Genomic DNA, 22,676 nt, shown 5'->3' with positions numbered 1-22,676 from the left:
TCGTTCGTCTGCCCGCCGGGTTTCAGCGGCGGTAGTCCAGGGGTGGATCGCGGTCGCCCAGCAGTGGCTCGTAGTCGAAGTCCTCGCCACGGCGCTCCTCGAACTCCGCCCTGGCCGCCGCCACCAGCGCCGGATCCTGGAACAGGTCCGCCGCGGTCAGGGCCATGGTCTTGGCCGCCACCATCATGCCCTTGTGGCCGATGGAGGTGCCGCCGGCGGCGATGGCCTGCCAGGTGTGCGGCGCGGTGCCCGGTACCCAGGTGGCGGCGCGCATCTCCACCGTCGGCACCTGCCAGCTGACATCGCCGACGTCGGTGGAGCCCATGCCCTGCACGAACTCCATCGGCAGCACCCGGGACTCCTGGCCCCGGAGTTTCTCGGCGCCCTCGATACTGGCGGCGATTTGCTTCGCGAAACCGCGCTCGGCGGCGTCGTACTCGACACCGCCCACCTGTTCCAGGCGTCGGTGCATGACCGTGGCCAGGGTCTCGTTGGGCAGCATGCTGTGGTTGCCGTGGATCACCTCCGCCTCCACCGTGGTGCCGGTGCCGCTGGCCGCGCCCTCGGCGGCGGCCATCACCCGCGCCCAGATTTTCTGCAATTCCGCCGCGCGCGGGTGGCGAACATAGTAGAACACCTCGGCGAAATCCGGCACCACGTTGGGCGCCGAGCCGCCACTGGTGATCACGTAGTGAACACGCGATTCCTGGGGAATATGTTCGCGCATCATGTTGACCATGAAATTCATCGCCTCGACCCCGTCCAGCGCGGAGCGACCGCGCTCTGGCGCCACCGCGGCGTGGGACGAAATGCCGTGAAAGCGAAACTTGGCGGACTTATTGGCCAGGCTGGTGGCCGGGTCGGCGGCGTTGCGATCCGCCGGGTGCCACACCAACACCGCGTCGACATCGTCGAACAGGCCGGCGCGCACCATATACACCTTGCCGCTGCCCCCCTCTTCCGCCGGTGTGCCATAGAGACGCACGGTGCCGGGCACGTCGTTGTCTTCCAGCCAGCGCTTGATCGCCACCGCCGCCGCGGTGGAGCCGGCGCCGAACAGGTGGTGGCCGCAGGCGTGACCGGCGTTCTTGCCCTCGATTTCCTCCCGGTGCGGCGCCACGCTCTGGGAGATGCCGGGCAGGGCGTCAAACTCGGCCAGCAGGGCGATGACCGGCCCGCCGGTACCATAGCTGGCGATGAAGGCGGTGGGGATATCCGCCACCCCGTGTTCCACGGCAAAACCCTCCTGCGCCAGGGTCTGCTGCAGCAGGGCGGAGCTTTCGGTTTCCAGGTAGCCCAGTTCCGCCTTGTCCCAGATGGACTGCGCAAGTTGGGCGTAGCGGTCGCTGTTCTGCTCGAGGTAATCCAGCATCGGTTCGGGGCTCGCGGCACTGGCGGTAGCAGCGACGGTGCCCAGTAACAGGCCGGCGGCCAGGGAGGCAATGGGGCGCATGGCAATCCTCAATTGGGTGAGTACGCTGCACACCTTACCACTGCCCGGCACAAACAGCACAAGGGGGCTGCCCCGAAAGACAGCCCCCTTGAGGGTGGAGAAAGAAACCCGAGCGGGCTTCCCCGGGCGGCGTGACGGGTGCATGCCTGACCCGCGCCGCCGCCCTGGACACCGGGGATGGGATCCCGGTGCCGCGGAAGGCCGGACACTGCGGTGCCGGCCACCCGATTCGCGCCCGCCAGGGGTAACGGGCGCAAATTCCCTATCCGGTCAGTCGATGACCACCGCGACCTGGCCGGCGTTGACCTGGCTGAGGGCGTCGCCCATCGCCCGCTCGTAGCAGGCCCGGTTGTCCGCCGCGGCGCCAAGGCCGCCGGCCACCCGGTAATCATCCGACCCACAGACCCGCCGCGCCGCATCGCGCAGGCGATAGTGAAGGCTCTCCCGCCCCTGCACGGAACCGAGATCCAGGTCTTCGAAGCTCACGGTCTCGCTGCGCACCGCCTTGCTTTTTACCAGGGTCTCGCCGTAGTTGTCGGCGGCTGCCTCCAGCGACAGAACGGCGACCGCCGCGGCGGCCAGTCCCACGAATTTTTTGCTCATACGCACCTTGCTCATTGCAGTTCTCCCTACCTTTACACATCTGTGACAGCTCGTTGACCCAGGGGCGTATCGGTGTTCGCCAGCGCCCTTGGAGAACAAGTTAGAGAATTGCGCGAGCGCGCGATATAGCCATTCGATGAGCTGCATGCTGTCCTCGGCGAAGCGAGACAAAGCGGCGACGAGTTGCCGGCGCGGCGGCCGATGGCGTCACCTGCGCCAACGCGCTTGGCAATCCCGCCGCCCGCACGTATATTGGCCCCGCATGCAATACCTCGGCACCCAAAACCACGACCACGGCGAAACCCCGCGCATCGGCGTCTTGCTGGTCAACCTCGGCACCCCGGACGCACCGACCCGGAGCGCGTTGCGCCGTTACCTGCGCGAATTCCTCTCGGATCCGCGCGTGGTGGAGGTTCCCCGGCTGCTGTGGTGGTGCATCCTCAACGGGGTGATACTCAATGTGCGGCCGTCCCGCTCCGCCCGCGCCTATCGCACGGTGTGGACAGAGGCGGGCTCGCCCCTGCTGGTGCACACCCGGGACCAGGCCCGGGCCCTGCAAGAGGCGCTGCACAAGACCCACGGGGAACGCGTGGTGGTGGACTTCGCCATGCGCTATGGCAATCCGTCCATCCCCAGCGGGCTCGACGCATTGTGGCGGCGCGGCGCCAGACAGCTGCTGGTCCTGCCCCTGTACCCGCAGTACAGCGGTCCCACCACCGCCTCCACCTTTGACGCGGTGGCGGCGAATTTCCGCCATCGGCGCTGGCTGCCGGAGCTGCGTTTCCTCAACCAGTACCACGACCACCCCGCCTACATCGGCGCTCTCGCCGACAGTGTCCGCGCGCACTGGGCCGACCACGGCCGCGCCGACCAACTGCTGTTTTCCTATCACGGCGAGCCCCAGCGCTATCTGGACCAGGGCGACCCCTACCACTGCCAATGCCTGAAAACCTCGCGCCTGGTGGCCGGGGAACTCGGCCTGTCGGAGGGCGAGTACCAGAGCGCCTTCCAGTCCCGCTTCGGGCGCGAACCCTGGCTACAGCCCTACACCGACGAAACCCTCAAGGGCCTGCCCGCAAGCGGCAACCGCTCGGTGCAGGTGATCTGCCCCGGATTCGCGGCCGACTGCCTGGAGACACTGGAGGAAATCGCGGTGGAAAACCGGGAGGTCTTCCTGGCGGCGGGGGGCGAGCGCTTCGACTACATTCCCTGCCTGAACGCCGGGCGCGGGCACATCGAGGCCCTGCGGCAAATTGTCGACGGACAGATCGCCGACTGGCTGGCGCGGCCGGCGCCGCGGGAAGGCACCCGCGAGCGCGCCCGGGCCATGGGCGCGCCGAACTAGCGCCTCAGGGGCGGGATCGCGGGGCGAAACTCAAAGCCAGCGCCGCACGCGCCGGCAGTAGGCGGGAAAATCCTCCGGGAACAGGCCCCGCAGCATCGCCTCCTCCGGGCGGATATAGCGCAACTCGATGATCACCATGAACAGCGGCGGCACCAGCAGGGCGGTAGCGGCCCCCACCGTCACCGCGGTGCCCAGCAACACCAGGGTCATGCCCAGGTACATCGGATTGCGGCTCCAGGCGTACACCCCGGTGGTCACCAGGGCGCTGACGTTCTTGAAGGGGACCATGTCGGTGCCGGCGCGCTTGAACAAACCACCCGCCAGGATCAGCAGGAGCAGGCCCGCCACCAGCAGCACGCCCCCTGCCATCTGGCTCGCGGTACCGGTGTAGCGCGGCCCCGGCAGGAACTCATTGAAGCTGAATATGGCGATCACGCCAATGACCAGCCAGATCGGGGGATAGATGATTCGACGCGGCATCGCTCGCTCCAGTTGAGTTCCGTTTACCCGGACTGCTAGCCCGCCGCCAAGTGGGCGCTGGCGGGTTCCAGGCTACCGATACTGTAGGCCAGGGCAATACCGGCGAGAAAGGCCAGCGTGAGCTTGCCCCGGTCGTGGCTGTGAAAATGCACCTCGGGCAGGAGGTCACTCAGCGCGATGCAGATGAACGCGCCGGCGGAAAAGGCCAGCGCCACCGCCACGCCGTAATGGCGGGCATCCCCCAGCAGGTCCACCCCGAAATAGAACAGCAGCGCCCCCAGCGGGCACATCAACGCAAACACCACATTGGCGACGCGACGCGCCGAGCGGCTCCAGCCCCCGGCCTCCATCACCGTAATGATCGACATCGCATCCAGCGGCTTGTGCAACAGGATGGCCAGGAACACCCCCATGCCCAGCAGGCCGGCAAGGCCGTGCCCGGCGACCTCGCCCTGCAGCACCGCCCCCAGCGCCACGCCGTCGATCAGCGTGTGCACGGCCAGGCCGAGCGCAATCCCCACCCAGCTGAGGCTGTGCACCGAGGGTGTTTCGTGGTGATGGTGCTCGTGCTCTTCGTGGCTGAAATCGTGCTGGTGGAAATGAAAGGTGCGCAGCAGCAGCAACATGCTGATCAGGCCAATGATCACCCACCACACCGTAAAATCGGCGGCGTTCTCGCCTCCCCTGAGCGCCATGCTGTGGGGCACCAGGTGGTAGAAAGCCACACCCAACATCAGGCCGGACACAAAACTCATGATCACCTGGGTACGGGTGTGGGTCATGCGCACCCGGTCGGCCAGCAGTCCACCGAGGAAGGAGAACAGGGCAATGGCGATGCAATACAGGCTGAGTAATAGCGCGGGGGACGCGGTCATGGATCTTCCGGAGTCAAGCTGCGGGCAAGCGGGCGATTATTTCATATTGCCGACCACTTGTAATGTGCGGTGTCTCCTGCGGCCTCGAAAAAACCAGGAAGCACGCGACCCCAACAACCACAGTGGCCACAGCGGCCATCACCGCGATCGGAGAGGTCATTGACACCCAGACTAACGGTTATTAGTTTGGACAGACACCCCATCCAGAGTACCGAGTCATGGCGATCTACGAACCCATAGAATCCGACGATTCGAGGCGTCACCTGCGGCTGCGCAGCCCCCTCACCCTGGAGCCCAGCGGCGAGCTGGTGTGCGCCAACGAGGAGGATGTCGCGGCCGCCATCGCGCTGGCCCGCCAGGCGCAGCCGGCCTGGGCCGCCACGCCCATTCGCGAGCGGGCCAAGGTGGCCGAGCGCGCCCTCAAACTGCTGCTGGAGCGCCAGGACGAGATCATCGACACGGTGGTGGCGGAGACCGGCAAGGCGCGCACCGACGCCATGAGCATGGAAATATTCTCGGTGGCGGACTCGCTGTGCTACTACGCCAAGCACGCACAAGACTTCCTCAGGCCGCGCAAGCGCCGGGTGCCCGGCATCGTGGGGATCGCCAAGCAACTGCGCATCGTCTACAAACCCCTCGGCGTAATCGGCCTGATTACCCCCTGGAACGGGCCCTTCGTGCTGGTGATGAACCAGGCGGTGCAGGCGATCCTGGCGGGCAACGCCGTGGTGGCCAAGGGTTCCGAGGTCACCCCCTACTCCGCCAAACTGGCCGAGACCCTCCTGCGCGACGCCGGCCTGCCGGAGGGGGTTTTACAAGTCCTGCTGGGTGACGGTGACACCGGTGCCGCCATCGTTCGCGGCGGGGTGGACAAAGTGTCCTTCACCGGCAGCGTGGCCACCGGCCGCAAAGTGGCCGAGGCCTGCGCCAGCCAGCTGATCCCCTGCACCCTGGAGCTGGGCGGCAACGACGCCATGATCGTGTGCGCCGACGCCGACCTCGACCGGGCCGCCGACGGCGCCTGGCTGGGCTCGTGCATGAACACCGGCCACTACTGCTGCGGCACCGAGCGTATCTACGTGGTGGAGTCGGTTTACGACGAGTTTCTGCGCCGGGTGCTGGAGAAGGGCAAACAGATCAAACAGGGCAATCAACACGGCTGGGCGGAGGACGTGGGCGCGGTGTTCTGGGACCGCCAGATGGCCATCATCGAGGCCCACGTTGAGGACGCCCGCGACAAGGGCGCCACCATTCACACGGGAGGTCGCCGCAACCCCGACCTGCCGGGCCTGTACTACGAGCCCACGGTGATGACCGACGTGAACCACGACATGGATATCATGCGCCTGGAGACCTTCGGCCCCGTCATGTGCATCCAGAAGGTCGCCTCCGAGGAGGAGGCCCTGCGCCTGGCCAATGACTCCGAATTTGGCCTCAACGGCAACGTGTGGACCAAGGACAAGGACAAGGGTTACCGCCTGGCGGCGGCCATCGACACCGGCGCCTGCAGCGTCAACGACATGGCGCTGAGCTACGGCATCCCCGCCGCGCCCTTCGGCGGGCGCAAACAGTCCGGGCTCGGCCAGGTCAACGGCAAGAAGGGCATGCGCGGCTACTGCCACGAAATGCCCATCGTCATCGACCGCTTCGGCGGCAAGATGCCCAACGCCTACCCCAACAGCGTAAAAAGCGCCGAGGGCATGCGCAAGATGATGGATTTCCTGTGGCGCAAAACGCCGCTGGGGCGGTGGCTGGCCTAGGGCAAGCCCCATCGGGGGGAAAAGCTGGTCGAATGAATTCGACCCTACAATACCACCAGGTTGTCGCGGTGGATCAGCTCGTCATCGCCGCGGTAGCCGAGAATGCCTTCGATCGCCGATGAGGGCTGCCCCTGGAGGCGGCGGGCCTCTTCGGCGCTGTAATTGATCAATCCCCTGGCCACTTCGCGGCCACTGCCGTCGCGGCAGGCCACCATGTCGCCGCGCTGGAAATTGCCCTGCACCCCGCGCACCCCCACCGGCAGCAGGCTGCGGCCGGACTCGCGCAACACCCGCACCGCGCCGTCGTCCAGTTCCACGCTGCCGGGCACCCGCACCATCCCCGCCAGCCACTGCTTGCGGGCGTTCTGCGGCCGCTTACCGGTGCGCAGCCAGGTGCCCACATCCTCGCCGGCGGTCACGCGCTCAACGATATCCGCCTCCCGGCCGGAGGCGATCACCGTCTCGGTACCCGAACGCGCCGCCAGGCGCGCGGCCCGCAGCTTGGTGACCATGCCGCCGCGTCCCAGGGCGCCGCCCTCCCCGGCCATGCCGTCCAGCTCCGGCGCGTGCACGTCGCACTGGCGCACCAGCTCCGCCGCGGGATCGTGGCGCGGGTCGGCGTTGAACAGGCCCTGCTGGTCGGTCAGCAGCAACAGCGCGTCGGCGTCAATCAGGTTGGCCACCAGCGCCGCCAGGGTATCGTTGTCGCCAAAGCGAATCTCGTCGGTCACCACCGTGTCGTTTTCGTTGACGATGGGCATCACCCCCAGGCCGAGCAGGGTGCCCAGCGTGCCGCGGGCGTTGAGGTAGCGATCCCGGGCGATCACATCGTCGTGACCCAGCAACACCTGCGCGGTGGCGATATCGTAGGCCTTGAACGCGTTCTCGTAGCTCTGCACCAGCACCGACTGCCCCACCGCCGCCGCGGCCTGCAAATCGTGCAGCGCCGAGGGCCGCGACGACCAGCCCAGGCGCACCACCCCCGCGGCCACCGCGCCGCTGGATACCAGCACCACCTCGCAGCCGCGCTGGCGCAGGCCCGCCAGCTGCGCCACCAGGCGCGCGATCACCCCTTCGTCCAGGCCGCGGCCATCGTCGGTCAGCAGTGCACTGCCCACCTTCACCACCCAGCGTCGGGCGACGGCTACCTCATTGCGCTCAGTCACACACGTTCCTTATTCACTGATACTCAGTGTACGTATTCCACTTCCACGTCGTCATCGTCGTCGAAGTCGTCATCGTCGCCTTCGTCGTCCCGCGACTTGCGACGACTGGCCCGCAGCGCCTCGATGCGCTCCCGCGCCTCGCGCTGCATGCGCGCCTGCACTTCCCGCTCCGCCTCGGCGACCTCCGGGTCCGTCGCCTCGCGCTCGCGCTGCATCTCCAGCTGCACCATCATATCCTGGCACAGGCGCTCGGTGCCGCTGGCGCTGATCGCGGCGATTTCGTACACCGGTCCCTCCCAGCCCAGGGCGTCTATCAATGCCTGCCGCCGCTCGGCCAGCTCCTCGGGGTCCAGCAGGTCGACCTTGTTCAATACCAGCCACCGCGGCCGCGCCGCCAGGGCGGGGCTGAAGCGCTCCAGCTCGCGCACGATGGACAGCGCCGCCTCCGCCGGCGGCACGTCGTCCCAGGGCGCCATGTCGACGATGTGCAGCAGGATGCGGTTGCGGGTCAGGTGCTTGAGAAAGCGAATACCCAGCCCCGCGCCATCGGAAGCCCCCTCGATCAGCCCGGGAATGTCCGCCACCACGAAGGAGCGATGGGCGTCGACCTTGACCACGCCGAGGTTGGGCACCAGGGTGGTGAAGGGGTAGTTCGCCACTTTGGGGGTGGCCGCGGAGACGGCGCGAATAAAGGTGGACTTGCCGGCGTTCGGCAGCCCCAGCAGGCCGACGTCGGCCAGCACTTTGAGCTCGAGCTTGAGGTGGCGCTGCTCGCCCTCGCTACCGGGCGTGGTCTGGCGCGGGGCGCGGTTGGTGCTGGATTTGAAGCGGGTGTTGCCGAGCCCGTGGAAGCCGCCCTGGGCGACTTTGAGCTGCTGGCCGGCCACGGACAGGTCGCCGAGGATCTCGCCGCTGTCCTCGTCGATGATGGTGGTACCGACGGGCACTTTGAGCACGAGGTCCTCACCGCTCTTGCCGGTGCAGTTGCGCCCCCGCCCGGGCTCGCCGTTCTCGGCCCGGTAGGCGCGCTGGAAGCGGTAGTCGACCATGGTGTTGAGGCCTTCGTCGGCCTCCATGAACACGCTGCCGCCGTCGCCCCCGTCACCGCCGTCGGGACCGCCCTTCTCGATGTATTTCTCGCGGCGAAAACTCAGGCAGCCATTGCCACCCTTGCCGGCGAATACTTTGATTGTCGCTTCATCTACGAATTTCATGGCTCGGGGTCTCTTTCGACCGGGTTTGTTGGTGCACTTTATACCAGTTGTGGTTCGTGTGCCGTGATGGACCTATCTGATTTAGGAGCCCAATTGTCGCGCACGGGCTGCCCGGGCCCCCTTCCGGGACACGCCGTGAACCCATCCATGGGGGCTTGTGCTCGACATCCATGTCTCACACAGTCCCGAAAGGGGGCCCGGACAACCCGCACGCTCTCTCATAGGCAAATCCAAATCTTTCAACTTCGATTCGAGATACGCCCAATCAGAGAAACTCAGTAAGTCCTAAATGCTGAATCTCGCTCGTAAGGAGGGCCCGAGGCGGGGGCGTGCCTCTCCGGACCGTCAGCGGCCAGGGACGGCCGCTGCCGAGCGCGACAGGGATGTCATGCTTGTAGCGTGTCCGGAGAGGCATGCGCCCGTCCCGGGCCCGAGCTACAGAGCCCCCAGCCCTAAAGCACACCCAATCGATACCGCCTCAGGCCCACGCTACGAAGTGCAATCCCCAAACCGGAGCCCTCAGATTCACCAGACAAAAAAAAAGCCCCGTCAAACGACGAGGCTTTTGTTCAGTTCGAGTGAACTGTCGCTCAGGCGCTCACCACCTGAACGAACTTGCGGTTGTTCGGGCCCTTGACCACGAACTCCACCTTGCCGTCAGACGTCGCGAACAGCGTATGGTCCTTGCCGATACGCACATTCTCGCCCGCGTGGAAACGCGTGCCGCGCTGACGCACCAGAATGTTGCCCGCTCTCACTTCCTGGCCGCCGAAGCGCTTCACGCCAAGGCGTTTACTCTCCGAATCGCGACCGTTACGAGTACTACCACCAGCTTTCTTGTGTGCCATAGTCGATAACCTCCCTTACCCCGTAATACCGGTAATCTTCACCTCGGTGAACCACTGGCGGTGGCCAGTTTCCTTCCGGTGGTGCTTACGACGGTTAAACTTAACGATCTTCACCTTGTCGTGACGACCATGGCCAACCACCTCGGCAGTTACCTTGCCGCCTTCCAGAACCGGGGTGCCGATCTTCACTTCCTCACCGCCGATCATCAGAACCTTATCGAACTCCACCGTCTCGCCAGTGGCCACTTCGATCTTTTCCAGCTTGAGGGTCTCGCCCTCAACCACGCGGTGCTGCTTGCCACCGCTCTCAATTACTGCGTACATTGCGCGCTCCGTTCAATTAGCCTGCTCGCGGTATAAAAAAACCCTTATAAATCAAGGGGGCAGAGACAGGCACAAACAGTTGAAATAAGCCGGCCGCGGTCCGCTGGGGCCCAGGGCAGGTGCAGAGGGCGGCGATTTTACTCAAATCACCCCTTCGGGGCAAGGGCTGTTTTACCCACGCAAACCAGCGCCTGACGGTCCCCCGGGGCATTCTTGACAGCTTCGCGGGTGCACCCTAGCATGCCACGACTTTTTACAGCGCCCACAACCTATGCAGCAGATCCGCGCCAGCGTCGCCGGGGAGTTCGAGGCGGTCAACCGCCTGATTGTCGAACAGCTCCACTCCGACGTCCCCATGGTGGAAAACATCGGCCACTATATTGTCGACGCCGGGGGCAAGCGCCTGCGGCCGCTGCTGGCCCTGCTGTGCGGCGCCGCCTTCGGGGGTTGCAGCGAGCGCCACATCACCTTCGCCGCGGTGATTGAATTCATCCATACCGCCACCCTGCTCCACGACGACGTGGTGGACATCTCCAGCCTGCGCCGCGGGCGCCCCACCGCCAACGCCGAATTCGGCAACGCCCCCAGCGTGCTGGTGGGAGACTTCCTCTATACCCGCGCCTTCCAATTGATGGTGCAGCTGGAGAATATGGACATTCTGCGCCACATGGCCGACACCACCAACACCATCGCCGAGGGCGAGGTGCTGCAACTGGCCCGGGCCGGCAACCCCGATACCGGCGAGGCCGACTACCTGGAAGTCATCACCCGCAAGACCGCGGTACTGTTCGCCGCGGCCTGCCACGGCGCCGCGGCCCTGTCGGGCAGGGACAAGGCGGAGCGCGAGCGGATGGCCGCCTTCGGCCTCGACCTCGGGATCGCCTTCCAGATGATCGACGACGTACTCGACTACGAGGGCGACCCGGCGACAATGGGCAAGAACGTGGGCGACGACCTCACCGAAGGCAAGACCACCCTGCCACTGATCCACGTCATGGCGCACGGTAACGAGACCGAGCGGGCGCGGGTGCGCAAGGCGATCAGCGACAAATCCGCCGAGGCCCTGCCCGACATACTGGCCGCGGTGCGGCGCTGCGGCAGCTGCGCCTATACCCGCGAACAGGCGCGGGCCTACCACGACCGGGCCCTGGACAATTTGTCCATGCTGCCACCGGGCCCGGCCAAAGACGCGCTGATGGAGGTCACCGCGCTGTCCATCAACCGGGATCACTAGGCCCGCCACGCTCCCAGATCCGACGGGCGGCTAGACACCCGCCGCCGGCCCTCCCTATACTTGAGCGCTTTCTCCATCCCGGGAAAAGCCATGACACCCTGTACCAAACTGACTGACTTGCCTGCCTTCGGGGAGCTGCGAGCGCTGGCGGCCGCCCTGCAATCCACCGCCATTGAAGATCTGTTACGGGACCAGCACGAGCGCGCCACAAGCTACTGCCGCGAGGCCGCGGGCCTGCACCTGGACTTCTCCAAGCAACTGCTGGACGCGGCGGCACTCGCCGCCCTGATCGCGCTGGCGGAGCAGGCCCGACTGCCGGCCAGGGCGCGGGCGCTGCTCGCCGGAGACGAGGTCAACAACACCGAGGCACGCCCGGCCCTGCACAGCCTGCTGCGCGCGCCCGCGGCGCCACCGGGACTGGAGCACGCGTTCGCGGCGGTGAGCGACACCCGCGCGCGCATGCGCGACTGGGCCGAGCGCCTGAACCAGGGACGGCACAGCGGCTACGCCGGGCAGGCCATCACCGACGTGGTCAATATCGGCATCGGCGGCTCGGACCTCGGACCGCGCCTGGTCAGCGGCGCGCTCAAGGCCTTCCACGACAACATCGCCTGCCACTACGTGGCCAATGTCGATCCCGCCGACCTGCAGGACACCCTGCTCGAACTGGACCCGGCCACCACCCTGTTTATCGTTTGCTCCAAGTCCTTCCGCACCGAAGAGACGCTGAGCAACGCCCTCGCCGCCCGGGACTGGATGCTGAATGCCGGAGCCGCGCCGGCGGACCTCGACAAGCACTTCCTCGCAATCACCACCAATCTCGAGGCGGCGGCCGAATTTGGCATCTCCAGAGACAACTGCCTGCCCATGTGGGACTGGGTGGGAGGCCGCTACTCGGTGTGGTCGGCGGTGGGCCTGAGTTGCGCCATCGCCATCGGCTGGGAGCACTTCGAGGCCTTCCTGGGCGGCGCCGCGGCGATGGACGCGCATTTCGCCACGGCCCCGGTGGCGGACAACCTGCCTATGCTGATGAGCCTGCTGGAAGTGTGGAACTGCAACCTGCTCGGCGCCGGCAACCACGTCGTGCTGCCCTACGACCAGGGCCTGGCGCGGCTGCCGGATTTCCTGCAGCAACTGACCATGGAGAGCAATGGCAAGCGGGTGGCGGCCGACGGCACGGCACTGGACTACGACACCGGCCCGGTGCTGTGGGGCTCCGCCGGCACCATGGGCCAGCACTCCTTCCACCAGTTACTGCACCAGGGCACCCGGCCGTGCCCGGCGGACTTTATCCTGCCGCTGACCACCCACACCGGGATGGCGCGGCAGCACCGCCGCCTGGTGGCCAACTGCCTGGCCCAGAGCCGCGCCCTGCTGGTGGGCCGGAGCGAGGAAGCGGCCCGGACCTCGCTGCTGGCCCGCGGCCTGGACGAGGCCGAAGCCGCACGCCTGGCGCCCCACCTGGTCATGCCGGGCAACCGGCCCCACAGCGTGATCAGCTTCGAGGCGGTCACGCCGCACAGCCTGGGCGCGCTGATTGCCCTCTACGAGCACCGCACCTTCTGCAGCGGCCAGCTATGGGGCATCAACCCCTTCGATCAGTGGGGAGTCGAACTGGGCAAGGAAATCAGCAGCAGCATCCTGGCCCGCATGGATGACGATGCGCCGCGACCGGGGCTGGACGCGGCGACCGAACGGCTGCTGCAGGCATGGCGTCGAGCACAGCGCTAGCGGGCCAGGCGCGGACTGGCCCGCCGCCAACACCAGGCCCGACCGGACAACTTTATCCCGGGGTGGGGTACACGTTGTTTTCGCGCATGAACTCGGACATTGCTTCGGTGAAATAATCCAGAAAGACACGCTGCATGTGGGACAGCGAGCGGATACTGAGGTGCTGAACGGCAATATTGAATTCTATCTGTCTTTCATACGGCCTGATGCTACCGCGCCCCCGGCAGTGGGCCGCCGTGAACATATCCGCCAGCATGACACTGCGATCCAGGCTCGCCAAGCGGGCGACCAGGTATGACGAGCTCACGGAAATCGGCTTGTCCTGCTCAATGTCCAGCCCGCTGTTTCGCGATAGCGCCCTGACCAATGGCGAGCCCGCTTCCCCCGTAATACGGCGCTCTCGCTCCAGGTCCTCGGCCGCGATCACGGCTGCCGATTCCAGGGGGTGCCCCTCCGGCACCAAACAGACGAATGCGCCCTTGCCCAGCGTTTGATGGCTGATACCCGGCACCGCCTGGGGCACCATGGCGATACCCAGGTCAATCCTGCCCTGCTTCAAGGCGTTGCGTTGATCGCCGAGACTCTTGATTGCCAGGTGCAGCCGCGCCCGCGGATAACTATCCGCAAACCTCAGGGCGGCCTTGGGCAGAATGTCATAACCCAGGTAAGGGGCAACGGCGACCCGCAGCACCCCCTCCGGCGCCCCCTTTAATTGCTCAACCACCTGCGCAACATGCGCCACCTGCGAAAACACCGGCACGCTCTCCCCGTGCAGGTGATCGGCCTCCGGGGTTGGCCGCAACTTGCCGCGCTCCAGCTCAAACAGCTTGAAGCCGAGATCCAGCTCGAAATCTTTCAGCATGCGGCTGACCGAAGGCTGGGTGATATTGAGCAGCCTCGCCGCCGCGCTGACCGAGCCCTGTTCATAGACCGCCTGGAATATCTCCAGGCGCCTGAGGTTGAGACGACTCATTGGCGGAGCTTTCCCCATCCATATACAAAAGCTATATATAACACAAATAATATCATTGGTATCTATGCCCTGGACTCAATAGGCTACTCCCCGCAGTCCCCACCGGGACGCATATAACAACGAACAGCCAACCCGAGGTGCACAAAACCATGAGATATCCACCTGCCATTGGGCGCCCCCTGTCCCTGACGGTCGCGGCGTTGCTGGGCACCTATTTGCCCCAGACATCGGCAGCGACGGAGAACGTCGCCATGCTGGAGGAAGTTGTCGTCACCGCCCGGCGCAAAACGGAAGATCTTCAAGCCACACCGGTGGCGGTAAGCGCCTTCGGGGCAGAGGCCATTGAACAGCGCTCGATCCGCAATATCGAAGACATCGGCCCCCTGGTGCCCAATGTCAGCATCGCCCCGGACGCCCAGGCCGGCTCGGCGGCCGCCAACATCTACATTCGGGGGGTCGGCCAGCAGGACTTCCGTATCTTCACCGACCCCGCGGTCACGATGTACGTGGACGGGGTGTTGATTCCCCGCGCGGTCGGCGGCCTGCTGAATGTGCTGGACGTCGAGCGGATTGAGGTCCTGAAGGGCCCCCAGGGCACCCTGTTCGGTAAAAACACAGTGGCCGGGGCGATCAAGCTCGACAGCAAGCGCCCCGCCGAACAGTTTGAGGGTTCCGCCTACACCACCATGGGGGAAGACCAGCGCCTGGATGTCGGCGGCAGTGTCAGCCTGCCCCTGAGCGACCAGCTGTTCAGCAAGGTCGCCCTCACCCGTCGGAGCAGCGATGGCTGGGGCCAGGCGAAACCGCTCGCACCGGAATTCGGCGCGCAGCCCGCCAGCAGCAAGCGGGCCGACGAAGACCTGCGCGCGGGCCTCGTACAGCTCGACTGGCGGGGCGACCGCGTGGAGGCCCGCTGGTCTTTCGACACCACGCGCTCACGCAGCAACGGCTCACCGCGCCACCCCTTCGTACCGCAGCCTTCCCTCAACCCGGTGAATCTCGCCGGCTTCTACAATGCGGTCGTGCAGAGCGCGGGCCTGCCACTGCCACTGGCCGACGCCGCCGGCGTGCCCGGTGACCCCTACACCACCGCGAGCACCTTCGGGGAAACCGCCAACCTGGACGTCTGGGGAAGCGGGCTTACCCTGATGTGGGACATCGGAGAGATCGGCGTCAAGTCGATTACCTCCTACCGCTCGCTCGAGAACGAAATCGGCATCGACCTGGACGGCCTGCAAGCCCGCATATTCGACCAGTTCGAGGAAAACGAGCAAACCCAGTGGGGACAGGAACTTCAGCTCAGCGGCAGTGCCTTCGACACGCGCCTGGACTGGGTCGCCGGGGTGTTCTACTTCTCCGAGGACGGCGAACGCGACGTCACCAGCCAGCGCCTGGGCTCGCTTCTGGACCTCGGCCTGGCCGCGGTCGTCCCCGCACTGAGCACCGATTTCCGACGCAACATGGTCACCGAACTGGAGTCCGAATCCAGCGCGGTCTTCGGCCAGGGCACCTTCCGTATTACCGACCGGCTGAGCACCACGGCCGGACTGCGCTGGTCAAAAGAAGAAAAGACACTGTCGGGCGTACAGACCTTCGCCAGTGGCTTTCCCGACGAGCGCGTGGTCGCCACCGGGCGCAACAGCGATACCTGGACCTCGCTCACCCCGCGCCTGAGCCTGGAATTTCAGTGGCACGACGATCTCATGACCTACGTTTCCGCCGCCCAGGGCTACAAGAGCGGCGGCTTCAACGGACGGCTCAACCCCCTGCTCCCCAACGGCGGCATCCAGCCCTATGAGCCGGAAGAAGTCTGGACCGCGGAACTGGGCATGCGTTCCGAGTGGTGGGATCAACGCCTGCGCCTGAACGCCACCCTGTTCCAGAGTGAATACAGCGACATCCAGACCGAGACGACCCAGGTTATCGGCGGCGACGTGGTAAACACCGTGGGCAACGCCGCCGAGGCGGAAATCCGCGGACTCGAAATCGATCTCCTGGCCCAGCTGACGCCTTCGCTGCGCATCGACGCCAGCCTGGGCTATCTCGACGCGGAGTACACCCAGATCGGCGAAACCGCCGTGGATATCGATGAACAGACCGTATTCCCGCGAACGCCGGACTGGTCGGCGACGCTGGGGCTCGAGTACGCGTTCAACCTGGCCGGCGGGCACGATATCAATACCCGCATCGATCTCAGCTACCAGGGCGACACCTACTCCGCGATCAACCCCGCCGATGAACCGCTGGCCGATCTCAAGCTCGACGGCTACACCCTGGTCAACGCCCGCGTTGACTACCTTACCCCCGGCGACTGGAAGTTCTCGGCCTACGTCAAGAACCTCACCGACAAGACCTACCGGGTCAACGCCGACTTCCTGACCAGCGGACTCGGCGTCGGCTACGAGATCTACGGCGCGCCCCGCCAGGCCGGCGTTTCGATCAAAAAGTACTTCTAAACCCGGACCGCAGCCACCGCGAGCCCCCTCGGGGGCGGTGGCTTGTTCAACCCCGACAGAGGATCTGACGTGAGCCCCACACTTCGCCGCACCAGTATCGCCGCAGTCCTGCTGGCGCTGCCGCTTGCCCTGGTGTTCCAGTACGGGGGGAGTTTTATCGAGGCCCGCACCAACCGGGTGGTCGATCATGCACCCGCCGACATCTCCGCCGACGCGCGCCGCCTGCACGCCAGCCTTGTCGTCGGTGACTGGCACGCCGATACGCTGATGTGGCGCCCCGACCTGCTCGAACGGGCCGACACGGGGCATGTGGACATTCCGCGCCTGCGCGAGGGCAATGTCGCGCTACAGATGTTTACCACGGTGTCGAAAGTCCCGATGTTCCGCGACCACGTCAGCAACAATGCCGACACACCCGACGCGATGCTCCTGCAGGCCCTGCTTCAGACCTGGCCCCTCCGGGCCTGGAGCGACCTGACCGAGCGCACACTGCTGCAGGGCGACCGCCTGCTGGCCGTGGCGGCGCAGGCGCCGGAGGCCTTGATGGTCATCCGCAGCCAGGAGGACCTGAAACAACTGCTGGCGCGTCGCGCCGCCGGCGAAGCCGTAATCGGTGGCCTGCTCGGCGTCGAGGGCGGACATGCGCTGGAGGGCCGTATCGGTTCGCTAGACCGCCTGTACGAGCGGGGATTCCGCATGATCGGCCTGCAGCACTTTTTCGATAATGCCCTGGGCGGCTCCCTGCATGGACAGACCAAAGGCGGGCTGACCCCCTTTGGCCGCGAAGTCGTGGAGCGCATGGACGCGCTCGATATGATCATCGACCTCGCGCATGCCTCCGAAGCCGTGGTCGCCGACGTTCTGGCGATCAGCAAACGTCCCCCGGTGGTCAGCCACACCGGCTTTCGGGGCAACTGCGACAAACCCCGCAACATTCCCGACGCCCTCGTACAGCGTATCGTCGATGCCGGCGGCCTGGTGGCGGTGGGCTTCTGGGCCAAGGCCATCTGCGATGCCTCACCCGAGGGCATCGTGGCCTCCCTGCGCTACGGCATTGACCGCTTTGGCATCGACCATATCGCCCTCGGCTCCGACTTCGACGGCGGCACCACCACCCATATCGACAGCGCGGAACTGGCCACGCTGACCCAAGGGATGCTGGAAGCCGGGTTCAGCGAAGGCGAAATCCGCCAGGTCATGGGCGGCAATATGGTGCGTTTCCTGCGAGAAAACCTGCCTGCGGGCGATACGCCCGCCGGCTAGATTGCTGCCGACAACATTTCCAACTCTACGTATCTGCACTGGAGGTTACCACCATGCGTCCACGACTCACCGGCATCGCCGCATTCCTTTTATATGGCCTCTCGGCCTCTGAGAGTTTCGCCGCGGTCGTGGGCCAGGCGGAATTCAGAGTCAACGACTCGCCCTCCGGCTTGCAGGTCAACTTTCCCGGCACCAAGGGTGCCCTGCGCATGACACCCGGCGGCCACTGGGTGATAGGCTGGAGCGACAACGCCAGGCCATACGCGCGCGTCTATGACGCCGACGGCCAGGCCCTGGGCGGCATCCTGGACGGCGGCATCAACTTAGGCACCTTCGGCGTCGGTGCCGCGATAGACGCATCCGACAACGTGGTGCTGACGTTCTCGAGAACCGCGGGCAGGGGCGGCGACCTGAACGGCGGGACGGGCGAGGGCACCATGCTGCGCCGCTTCGACAGTAACGGCGTCCCCCTCGGCCCGGCCATCGACATACCCGACAACACCACTGGCCACCAATACATGGCCACGGCGGACTTCGCCGGCGGCGACATCATCGTTGCCTTTGGCGGCGAGAGCATAGCCGGCGGCGCTGGCCAGGACATGGGGCGCAAGCGTTACCGCTTCCAGGACGGCCTCCCCCTCACTGCGGCAACCCCGGTGAATAGCAACGGCTTCAGCAACCGGACCCAGCTTTCACTGGACGTAAACCCGGCGGGACAAGCCGCCTATGCGTGGCTCGACGACACCACGCTCACGGTGCGGTTCCGCAGCTACGATGCCGGAGGCAACCCGGTTGCCGGTGAAGCCATCGTCAGCACCGCGACAACGCAAACCCGATTGGATGCCGCCCCCGGCCTGGCCATTAACAGTGTGGGCGAATCTATCGTGACCTGGTCGGGTTTCGGTTCTGGCAGCGACAAATACGATATCTACATGCGCCGCTACGACGCCTCGGGCAACCCGATCGACGGCGCCCCTGTAAGGGTCAACGTAACGACAGCCGGCGATCAGTCACTACCCGCCGTGGCCGTCAACACCGCGGGCAATTTCGTGATTGCCTGGGCGACCCCCGAAGAGGGCGACGGCTTCTACGAGCCCGAGGAGGTCCGCATGCGCCTTTTCGATGCCAGCGGAACGCCGAAAAGCGGGGATATTCCGGTCAACCAAACCGTTTCCGGCAAACAGTCCAATCCGGTCGTCGGCATCGATGACAGCGGGCGCATCGCGGTGGCCTGGAGCGGACGGGGCCCGGGGGATGACGATGGAATCTTCGCCCGGGTGTTCAAGCCCGACACCGACAGTGACGGTATTGCCGACGATGTCGATGCCTGCCCCGCGATACCCGGCGACGCCAGCGCCAACGGCTGCCCCGACGCCGATGGCGACGGCGTGCGCGACGCGGACGACGCCTTCCCCAACGACCCCGGCGAGCACACCGACAGCGATGCCGATGGCATCGGCGACAACGGCGACGCCTGCCCCGCGATACCCGGGGATGCCAGCGCCAACGGCTGCCCCGACGCCGATGGCGACGGCGTGCGCGACGCGGACGACGCCTTCCCCAACGACCCCGGCGAGCACACCGACAGCGATGCCGATGGCATCGGCGACAACGGCGACGCCTGCCCCGCGATACCCGGGGATGCCAGCGCCAACGGCTGCCCCGACGCCGATGGCGACGGCGTGCGCGACGCGGACGACGCCTTCCCCAACGACCCCGGCGAGCACACCGACAGCGATGCCGATGGCATCGGCGACAACGGCGATGCCTGCCCCGCGGTGCCCGGGGATGCCAGCGCCAACGGCTGCCCCGACGCCGATGGCGACGGCGTGCGCGACACCGACGACGCCTTCCCCAACGACCCCGGCGAGCACACCGACAGCGATGCCGATGGCATCGGCGACAACGGCGACGCCTGCCCCGCGGTGCCCGGAGATGCCAGCGCCAACGGCTGCCCCGACGCCGATGGCGACGGCGTGCGCGACACCGACGACGCCTTCCCCAACGACCCCGGCGAGCACACCGACAGCGACGGCGACGGCGCGGGCGACAACGGCGATCCGTATCCCCACGCGATCACCCGCGCCACCGCCGGCGCGGCAACCCTGGATACAAGCCCGGCCGACAGCGCTTCCACCTGCAGCGTGAGCAGTTTCGGACTCGCGCCCCTGGGCACCGCTCCCCCGTTGCCGGGTGATGGCCTTTCGCGCATGGCCGCCTTTGTACTGACAAACTGCCACGGCGGCGGCACTCCCGAAACGGTGCAGATCCGCATTGACTTCGGGGAGGCGCTGCCAGCGGACGGTGTGCTCTACAAGCTGCTCGACTCCCGGTGGGTGGCGATAACGGGCGCCAGCATCAGTGGCTCCGTCGCCACCTACACCCTGGCCGACAACGGGCCCTACGACCTCGATCCCACGGCGGGTGTGATCCGCGACCCGGTGACTGTCGCCCTGCCCCCCGCGCAAGCCCCCGCCGCCGCGACCCCGGTACCGACACTGCCAACGTGGGCGCTCGCCCTTCTCGCGGCGCTGTCGGGCGGACTGGGCTTCCGTCGCCTGCGCGCCCGCGCGACCTCTTCCAACCACCAAAACTGACTGTTCAAGGAATTCAAGATGCAGTTGTCTCGCCCCCCCCAAACCCTGTCCACCCAACAAGGCCGCGGCAGGTCCATGGCCGCGGCCGCCACCGCGGCGCTGATAGCCCTCCTGCCAGACACAGGTTTCGCCGCGCTCAAGGGGGGTACGGAATTCAGGGTCAACAGCAACGCCACCGGTGCACAGCGTATTGACGCTGCCAGTGGCTCGGCACTGCACATGAATGCTGCCGGCAACTGGGTGATGAGCTGGACCGACGACAATGGCGTCAGTGCCCGGGTGTTTGATTCGGACGGAACCCCGCTCACACCGGAATTCTCCGGTGGCGTCGGCAAGGCCGAGCGGGTCAACGCCGCCATAGACAACACTGGCAACGTGGTGCTCACGTTTACGCGCCTCGAGGCGAACGGTGGCGACCTTAACCACTGGAATAGTGATGGCGTCATGCTGCGCCGCTTCGATCACAATGGCATTCCCCTGGAGCAGGCCGTCGACGTGCCCAACATTCTGGACGGACACCAGCGGAGCTCCGCCGTGGACTTCAGGGGCGGGGAGTTTATCGTGACCTTCGGCGGCGAGAACATCTTCACTGGTGACGGCGAGGACGTGGGCCGCACAGCCTACCGGTTTTCCGATGGGATGAAACGAGCCAATTCGGCCAAGATCAACACCAATACCCTCCCCGGCAACCAGGGGGCCCCCACCATCTCCATCAACGCATCGGGCCAGATCGGCTATGCCTGGATGGATCAAACCAACGCCAATGCCTACTTCCGTTTGTACAACGACGTGAACACCCCGAAATTCAATGAGGTCATCGTCAACGATGCCAATACCCAGCCACCGCCGCTGCATTCGCCATCCGTTGGCATAGATCGCTTCGGCAACGCCATTGTGGTCTGGCACAGCGATGACAGCGGCGCCGACGGCACCGACATTTTCATGCGTCGCCTCAACGCCTCCGGCAACGCCCTGCATGCCGCGCCGGTACGGGTCAATTCGGTGACAACGGGTGATCAACAGCACGGCCGTGTCGCCATCAACGAGACGGGGGAATTCGTTATCGTCTGGATGGGGTCCGATGCTTCCGGGACCGGTGTCTATATGCGCACCTTCGACAGAAACGGGAACCCGCAAGGAGTCGAAACACGGGTCAACCAAACAACGGCCGGCGACCAGGAAATGCCTGTTGTCGATATCAACGACGCCGGCCTGGTCACGGTTGCCTGGAGTGGCAACGGCCCCGGTGACAGCCAGGGGATTGTCGCCCGCATCTTCAAGCCCGACAGCGACGGTGACGGCATCACCGACGACATCGATGCCTGCCCCGCCATCGCCGGCGACGCCAGCGCCGATGGCTGCCCGGATGCCGACGGCGATGGCATTCCCGACGCCTCCGACGCCTGCCCGACCACCGCCGGCGACGCCAGCGCCCAAGGCTGCCCGGACGCCGACGGCGATGGCGTGCGCGACACTGACGACGCCTTTCCCAACGACCCCGGTGAAACCCACGACACCGACGGCGACGGTATCGGCGACAACAGCGACGCCTTCCCCCATGTCCGCAATCGCGTAGCCACCAAAGGTGTCACCCTGACCATCACCCCGGGCTTTGGTGCCTCCACCTGCGAGATCGATGCGCTGGATGTCGCGCCGGTGCCCGCTTCACCGGCGCTGCCGGGCAGTGCCCTGTCGAGGCTGGCGTCCTTTACCCTGGTCGGGTGTTCGACAGGTGGCGGCGCCGAATCCGTGGAGGTCAGCATCGACTTCGGCGAAACACCCCCGGCGGGAGGTCGACTGTACAAACTGATGGGCGACGAGTGGATTGCCGTGGCCGGCGCGAGCATCTCCGGCCAGACCGCCACCTACACCGTGGTGGACAACGGTCCCTACGATGTCGACGCCACCGACGGAGTGATCCGCGACCCGGTAACCATCGCCGCCATGGCGACAGATTCGGGAACCGGCGCGACCCAGCCGATCCCCGTGCTTTCACCGTGGCTGCTGATCCTGCTTGCGGGACTCACCGGGTGGTACGGCGCCCGTCGCGTCCGCGGGTAGGCACGGATCGACGGCGAGCGAAAAATCGCCCTGGCGCGGCTGGAGCGTCAACCGCGCGAATAGGGCTTCACCTCAATTCTGAAAAGGTGCCCGGACTGGCTAGCGTCCGTCCGGGCACCAAGATTCTTCCCCTCCCCGCGCCGGCTCAAGTATCATCCGCAACCGCCGATAACGATGCGATGGCACAAATACATGCCATTCGGCATTTTTTGGCCAAGATTCTTCACGGAAGAATATCTTCAAAAAAAAAGATTTCAGCACAAAAAAAGGACTTAACAATGAAAAAAACCAGG

Annotated in this window: 17 protein-coding genes; 8 read left to right on the top strand and 9 right to left on the bottom strand. The window is 65.9% G+C overall.

Features of this window, described 5'->3' with window-relative positions:
• Window positions 1-22: 22 nt before the first annotated feature.
• The gene (locus tag JYP50_RS00500; RefSeq protein ID WP_206558495.1) at window positions 23-1,453 is read right to left on the bottom strand and encodes an amidohydrolase; all 1,431 of its coding nucleotides are present in this window, start codon (window positions 1,451-1,453) and stop codon (window positions 23-25) included.
• Window positions 1,454-1,723: 270 nt separating this feature from the next.
• Window positions 1,724-2,071, bottom strand: coding sequence for a UrcA family protein (locus JYP50_RS00495; protein ID WP_206558494.1), 348 nt, complete (start codon window positions 2,069-2,071; stop codon window positions 1,724-1,726).
• Window positions 2,072-2,318: 247 nt separating this feature from the next.
• On the opposite strand from JYP50_RS00495, the gene hemH reads away from it, so the two are divergent.
• On the top strand, window positions 2,319-3,401 hold the full coding sequence (gene hemH, locus JYP50_RS00490; protein ID WP_206558493.1) for a ferrochelatase: 1,083 nt from the start codon (window positions 2,319-2,321) through the stop codon (window positions 3,399-3,401).
• Window positions 3,402-3,431: 30 nt separating this feature from the next.
• On the opposite strand, the gene JYP50_RS00485 is transcribed toward hemH, so the two are convergent.
• Together JYP50_RS00485 and JYP50_RS00480 are read right to left on the bottom strand one after the other, a co-directional pair.
• Window positions 3,432-3,881 (bottom strand): methyltransferase family protein, encoded by a 450-nt coding sequence (locus tag JYP50_RS00485; RefSeq protein ID WP_206558492.1) that lies wholly within the window; start codon window positions 3,879-3,881, stop codon window positions 3,432-3,434.
• Between the two features lie 35 nt (window positions 3,882-3,916).
• On the bottom strand, window positions 3,917-4,756 hold the full coding sequence (locus JYP50_RS00480) for a ZIP family metal transporter (protein ID WP_206558491.1): 840 nt from the start codon (window positions 4,754-4,756) through the stop codon (window positions 3,917-3,919).
• A 218-nt stretch (window positions 4,757-4,974) separates the two neighbouring features.
• Between JYP50_RS00480 and JYP50_RS00475 the strand changes: the two genes are divergently transcribed.
• Complete coding sequence (locus JYP50_RS00475) at window positions 4,975-6,516, top strand: aldehyde dehydrogenase family protein (RefSeq protein ID WP_206558490.1); 1,542 nt, start codon at window positions 4,975-4,977, stop codon at window positions 6,514-6,516.
• Window positions 6,517-6,560: 44 nt separating this feature from the next.
• Here the strand turns inward: JYP50_RS00475 and proB are convergent, their stop codons facing one another.
• The 4 genes from proB to rplU form a co-directional block, all read right to left on the bottom strand.
• Complete coding sequence (proB, locus tag JYP50_RS00470) at window positions 6,561-7,682, bottom strand: glutamate 5-kinase (protein ID WP_206558489.1); 1,122 nt, start codon at window positions 7,680-7,682, stop codon at window positions 6,561-6,563.
• A 23-nt stretch (window positions 7,683-7,705) separates the two neighbouring features.
• Window positions 7,706-8,896: an Obg family GTPase CgtA gene (gene cgtA / locus JYP50_RS00465; protein WP_206558488.1), complete on the bottom strand. Its 1,191-nt coding sequence runs from the start codon at window positions 8,894-8,896 to the stop codon at window positions 7,706-7,708.
• Between the two features lie 590 nt (window positions 8,897-9,486).
• A complete protein-coding gene (gene rpmA / locus JYP50_RS00460; RefSeq protein ID WP_206558487.1) occupies window positions 9,487-9,744 on the bottom strand; it encodes a 50S ribosomal protein L27 in 258 nt (85 codons plus the stop codon).
• A gap of 15 nt (window positions 9,745-9,759) precedes the next feature.
• Window positions 9,760-10,068 carry a 50S ribosomal protein L21 gene (rplU, locus tag JYP50_RS00455; protein WP_206558486.1) on the bottom strand — a complete coding sequence of 103 codons (309 nt, stop codon included), beginning with the start codon at window positions 10,066-10,068 and terminating at the stop codon, window positions 9,760-9,762.
• Window positions 10,069-10,339: 271 nt separating this feature from the next.
• On the opposite strand from rplU, the gene JYP50_RS00450 reads away from it, so the two are divergent.
• Both JYP50_RS00450 and pgi read left to right on the top strand, forming a co-directional pair.
• Complete coding sequence (locus tag JYP50_RS00450) at window positions 10,340-11,302, top strand: polyprenyl synthetase family protein (RefSeq protein WP_206558485.1); 963 nt, start codon at window positions 10,340-10,342, stop codon at window positions 11,300-11,302.
• 90 nt (window positions 11,303-11,392) lie between these two features.
• The gene (pgi, locus tag JYP50_RS00445; RefSeq protein WP_206558484.1) at window positions 11,393-13,033 is read left to right on the top strand and encodes a glucose-6-phosphate isomerase; all 1,641 of its coding nucleotides are present in this window, start codon (window positions 11,393-11,395) and stop codon (window positions 13,031-13,033) included.
• Window positions 13,034-13,085: 52 nt separating this feature from the next.
• Here pgi and JYP50_RS00440 read toward each other — a convergent pair whose 3' ends face one another.
• Window positions 13,086-14,006, bottom strand: coding sequence for a LysR family transcriptional regulator (locus JYP50_RS00440; protein WP_206558483.1), 921 nt, complete (start codon window positions 14,004-14,006; stop codon window positions 13,086-13,088).
• Window positions 14,007-14,155: 149 nt separating this feature from the next.
• On the opposite strand from JYP50_RS00440, the gene JYP50_RS00435 reads away from it, so the two are divergent.
• From JYP50_RS00435 to JYP50_RS21675, 4 genes are all read left to right on the top strand, one after another.
• Complete coding sequence (locus JYP50_RS00435) at window positions 14,156-16,462, top strand: TonB-dependent receptor (RefSeq protein ID WP_206558482.1); 2,307 nt, start codon at window positions 14,156-14,158, stop codon at window positions 16,460-16,462.
• A gap of 69 nt (window positions 16,463-16,531) precedes the next feature.
• Window positions 16,532-17,725, top strand: coding sequence for a membrane dipeptidase (locus tag JYP50_RS00430; protein WP_206558481.1), 1,194 nt, complete (start codon window positions 16,532-16,534; stop codon window positions 17,723-17,725).
• Window positions 17,726-17,778: 53 nt separating this feature from the next.
• Window positions 17,779-20,322: an IPTL-CTERM sorting domain-containing protein gene (locus tag JYP50_RS00425; protein ID WP_206558480.1), complete on the top strand. Its 2,544-nt coding sequence runs from the start codon at window positions 17,779-17,781 to the stop codon at window positions 20,320-20,322.
• 18 nt (window positions 20,323-20,340) lie between these two features.
• Window positions 20,341-22,383, top strand: coding sequence for a choice-of-anchor U domain-containing protein (locus JYP50_RS21675; protein ID WP_241262675.1), 2,043 nt, complete (start codon window positions 20,341-20,343; stop codon window positions 22,381-22,383).
• The last annotated feature ends 293 nt before the right edge of the window (window positions 22,384-22,676 follow it).

Origin of the sequence: Parahaliea mediterranea (assembly GCF_017255185.1) — a bacterium.
Taxonomy (GTDB): domain Bacteria; phylum Pseudomonadota; class Gammaproteobacteria; order Pseudomonadales; family Halieaceae; genus JAFKCZ01.
The sequence above is the reverse complement of the archived record's forward strand: the minus strand, read 5'-3'. Positions and strand labels throughout refer to the sequence as shown.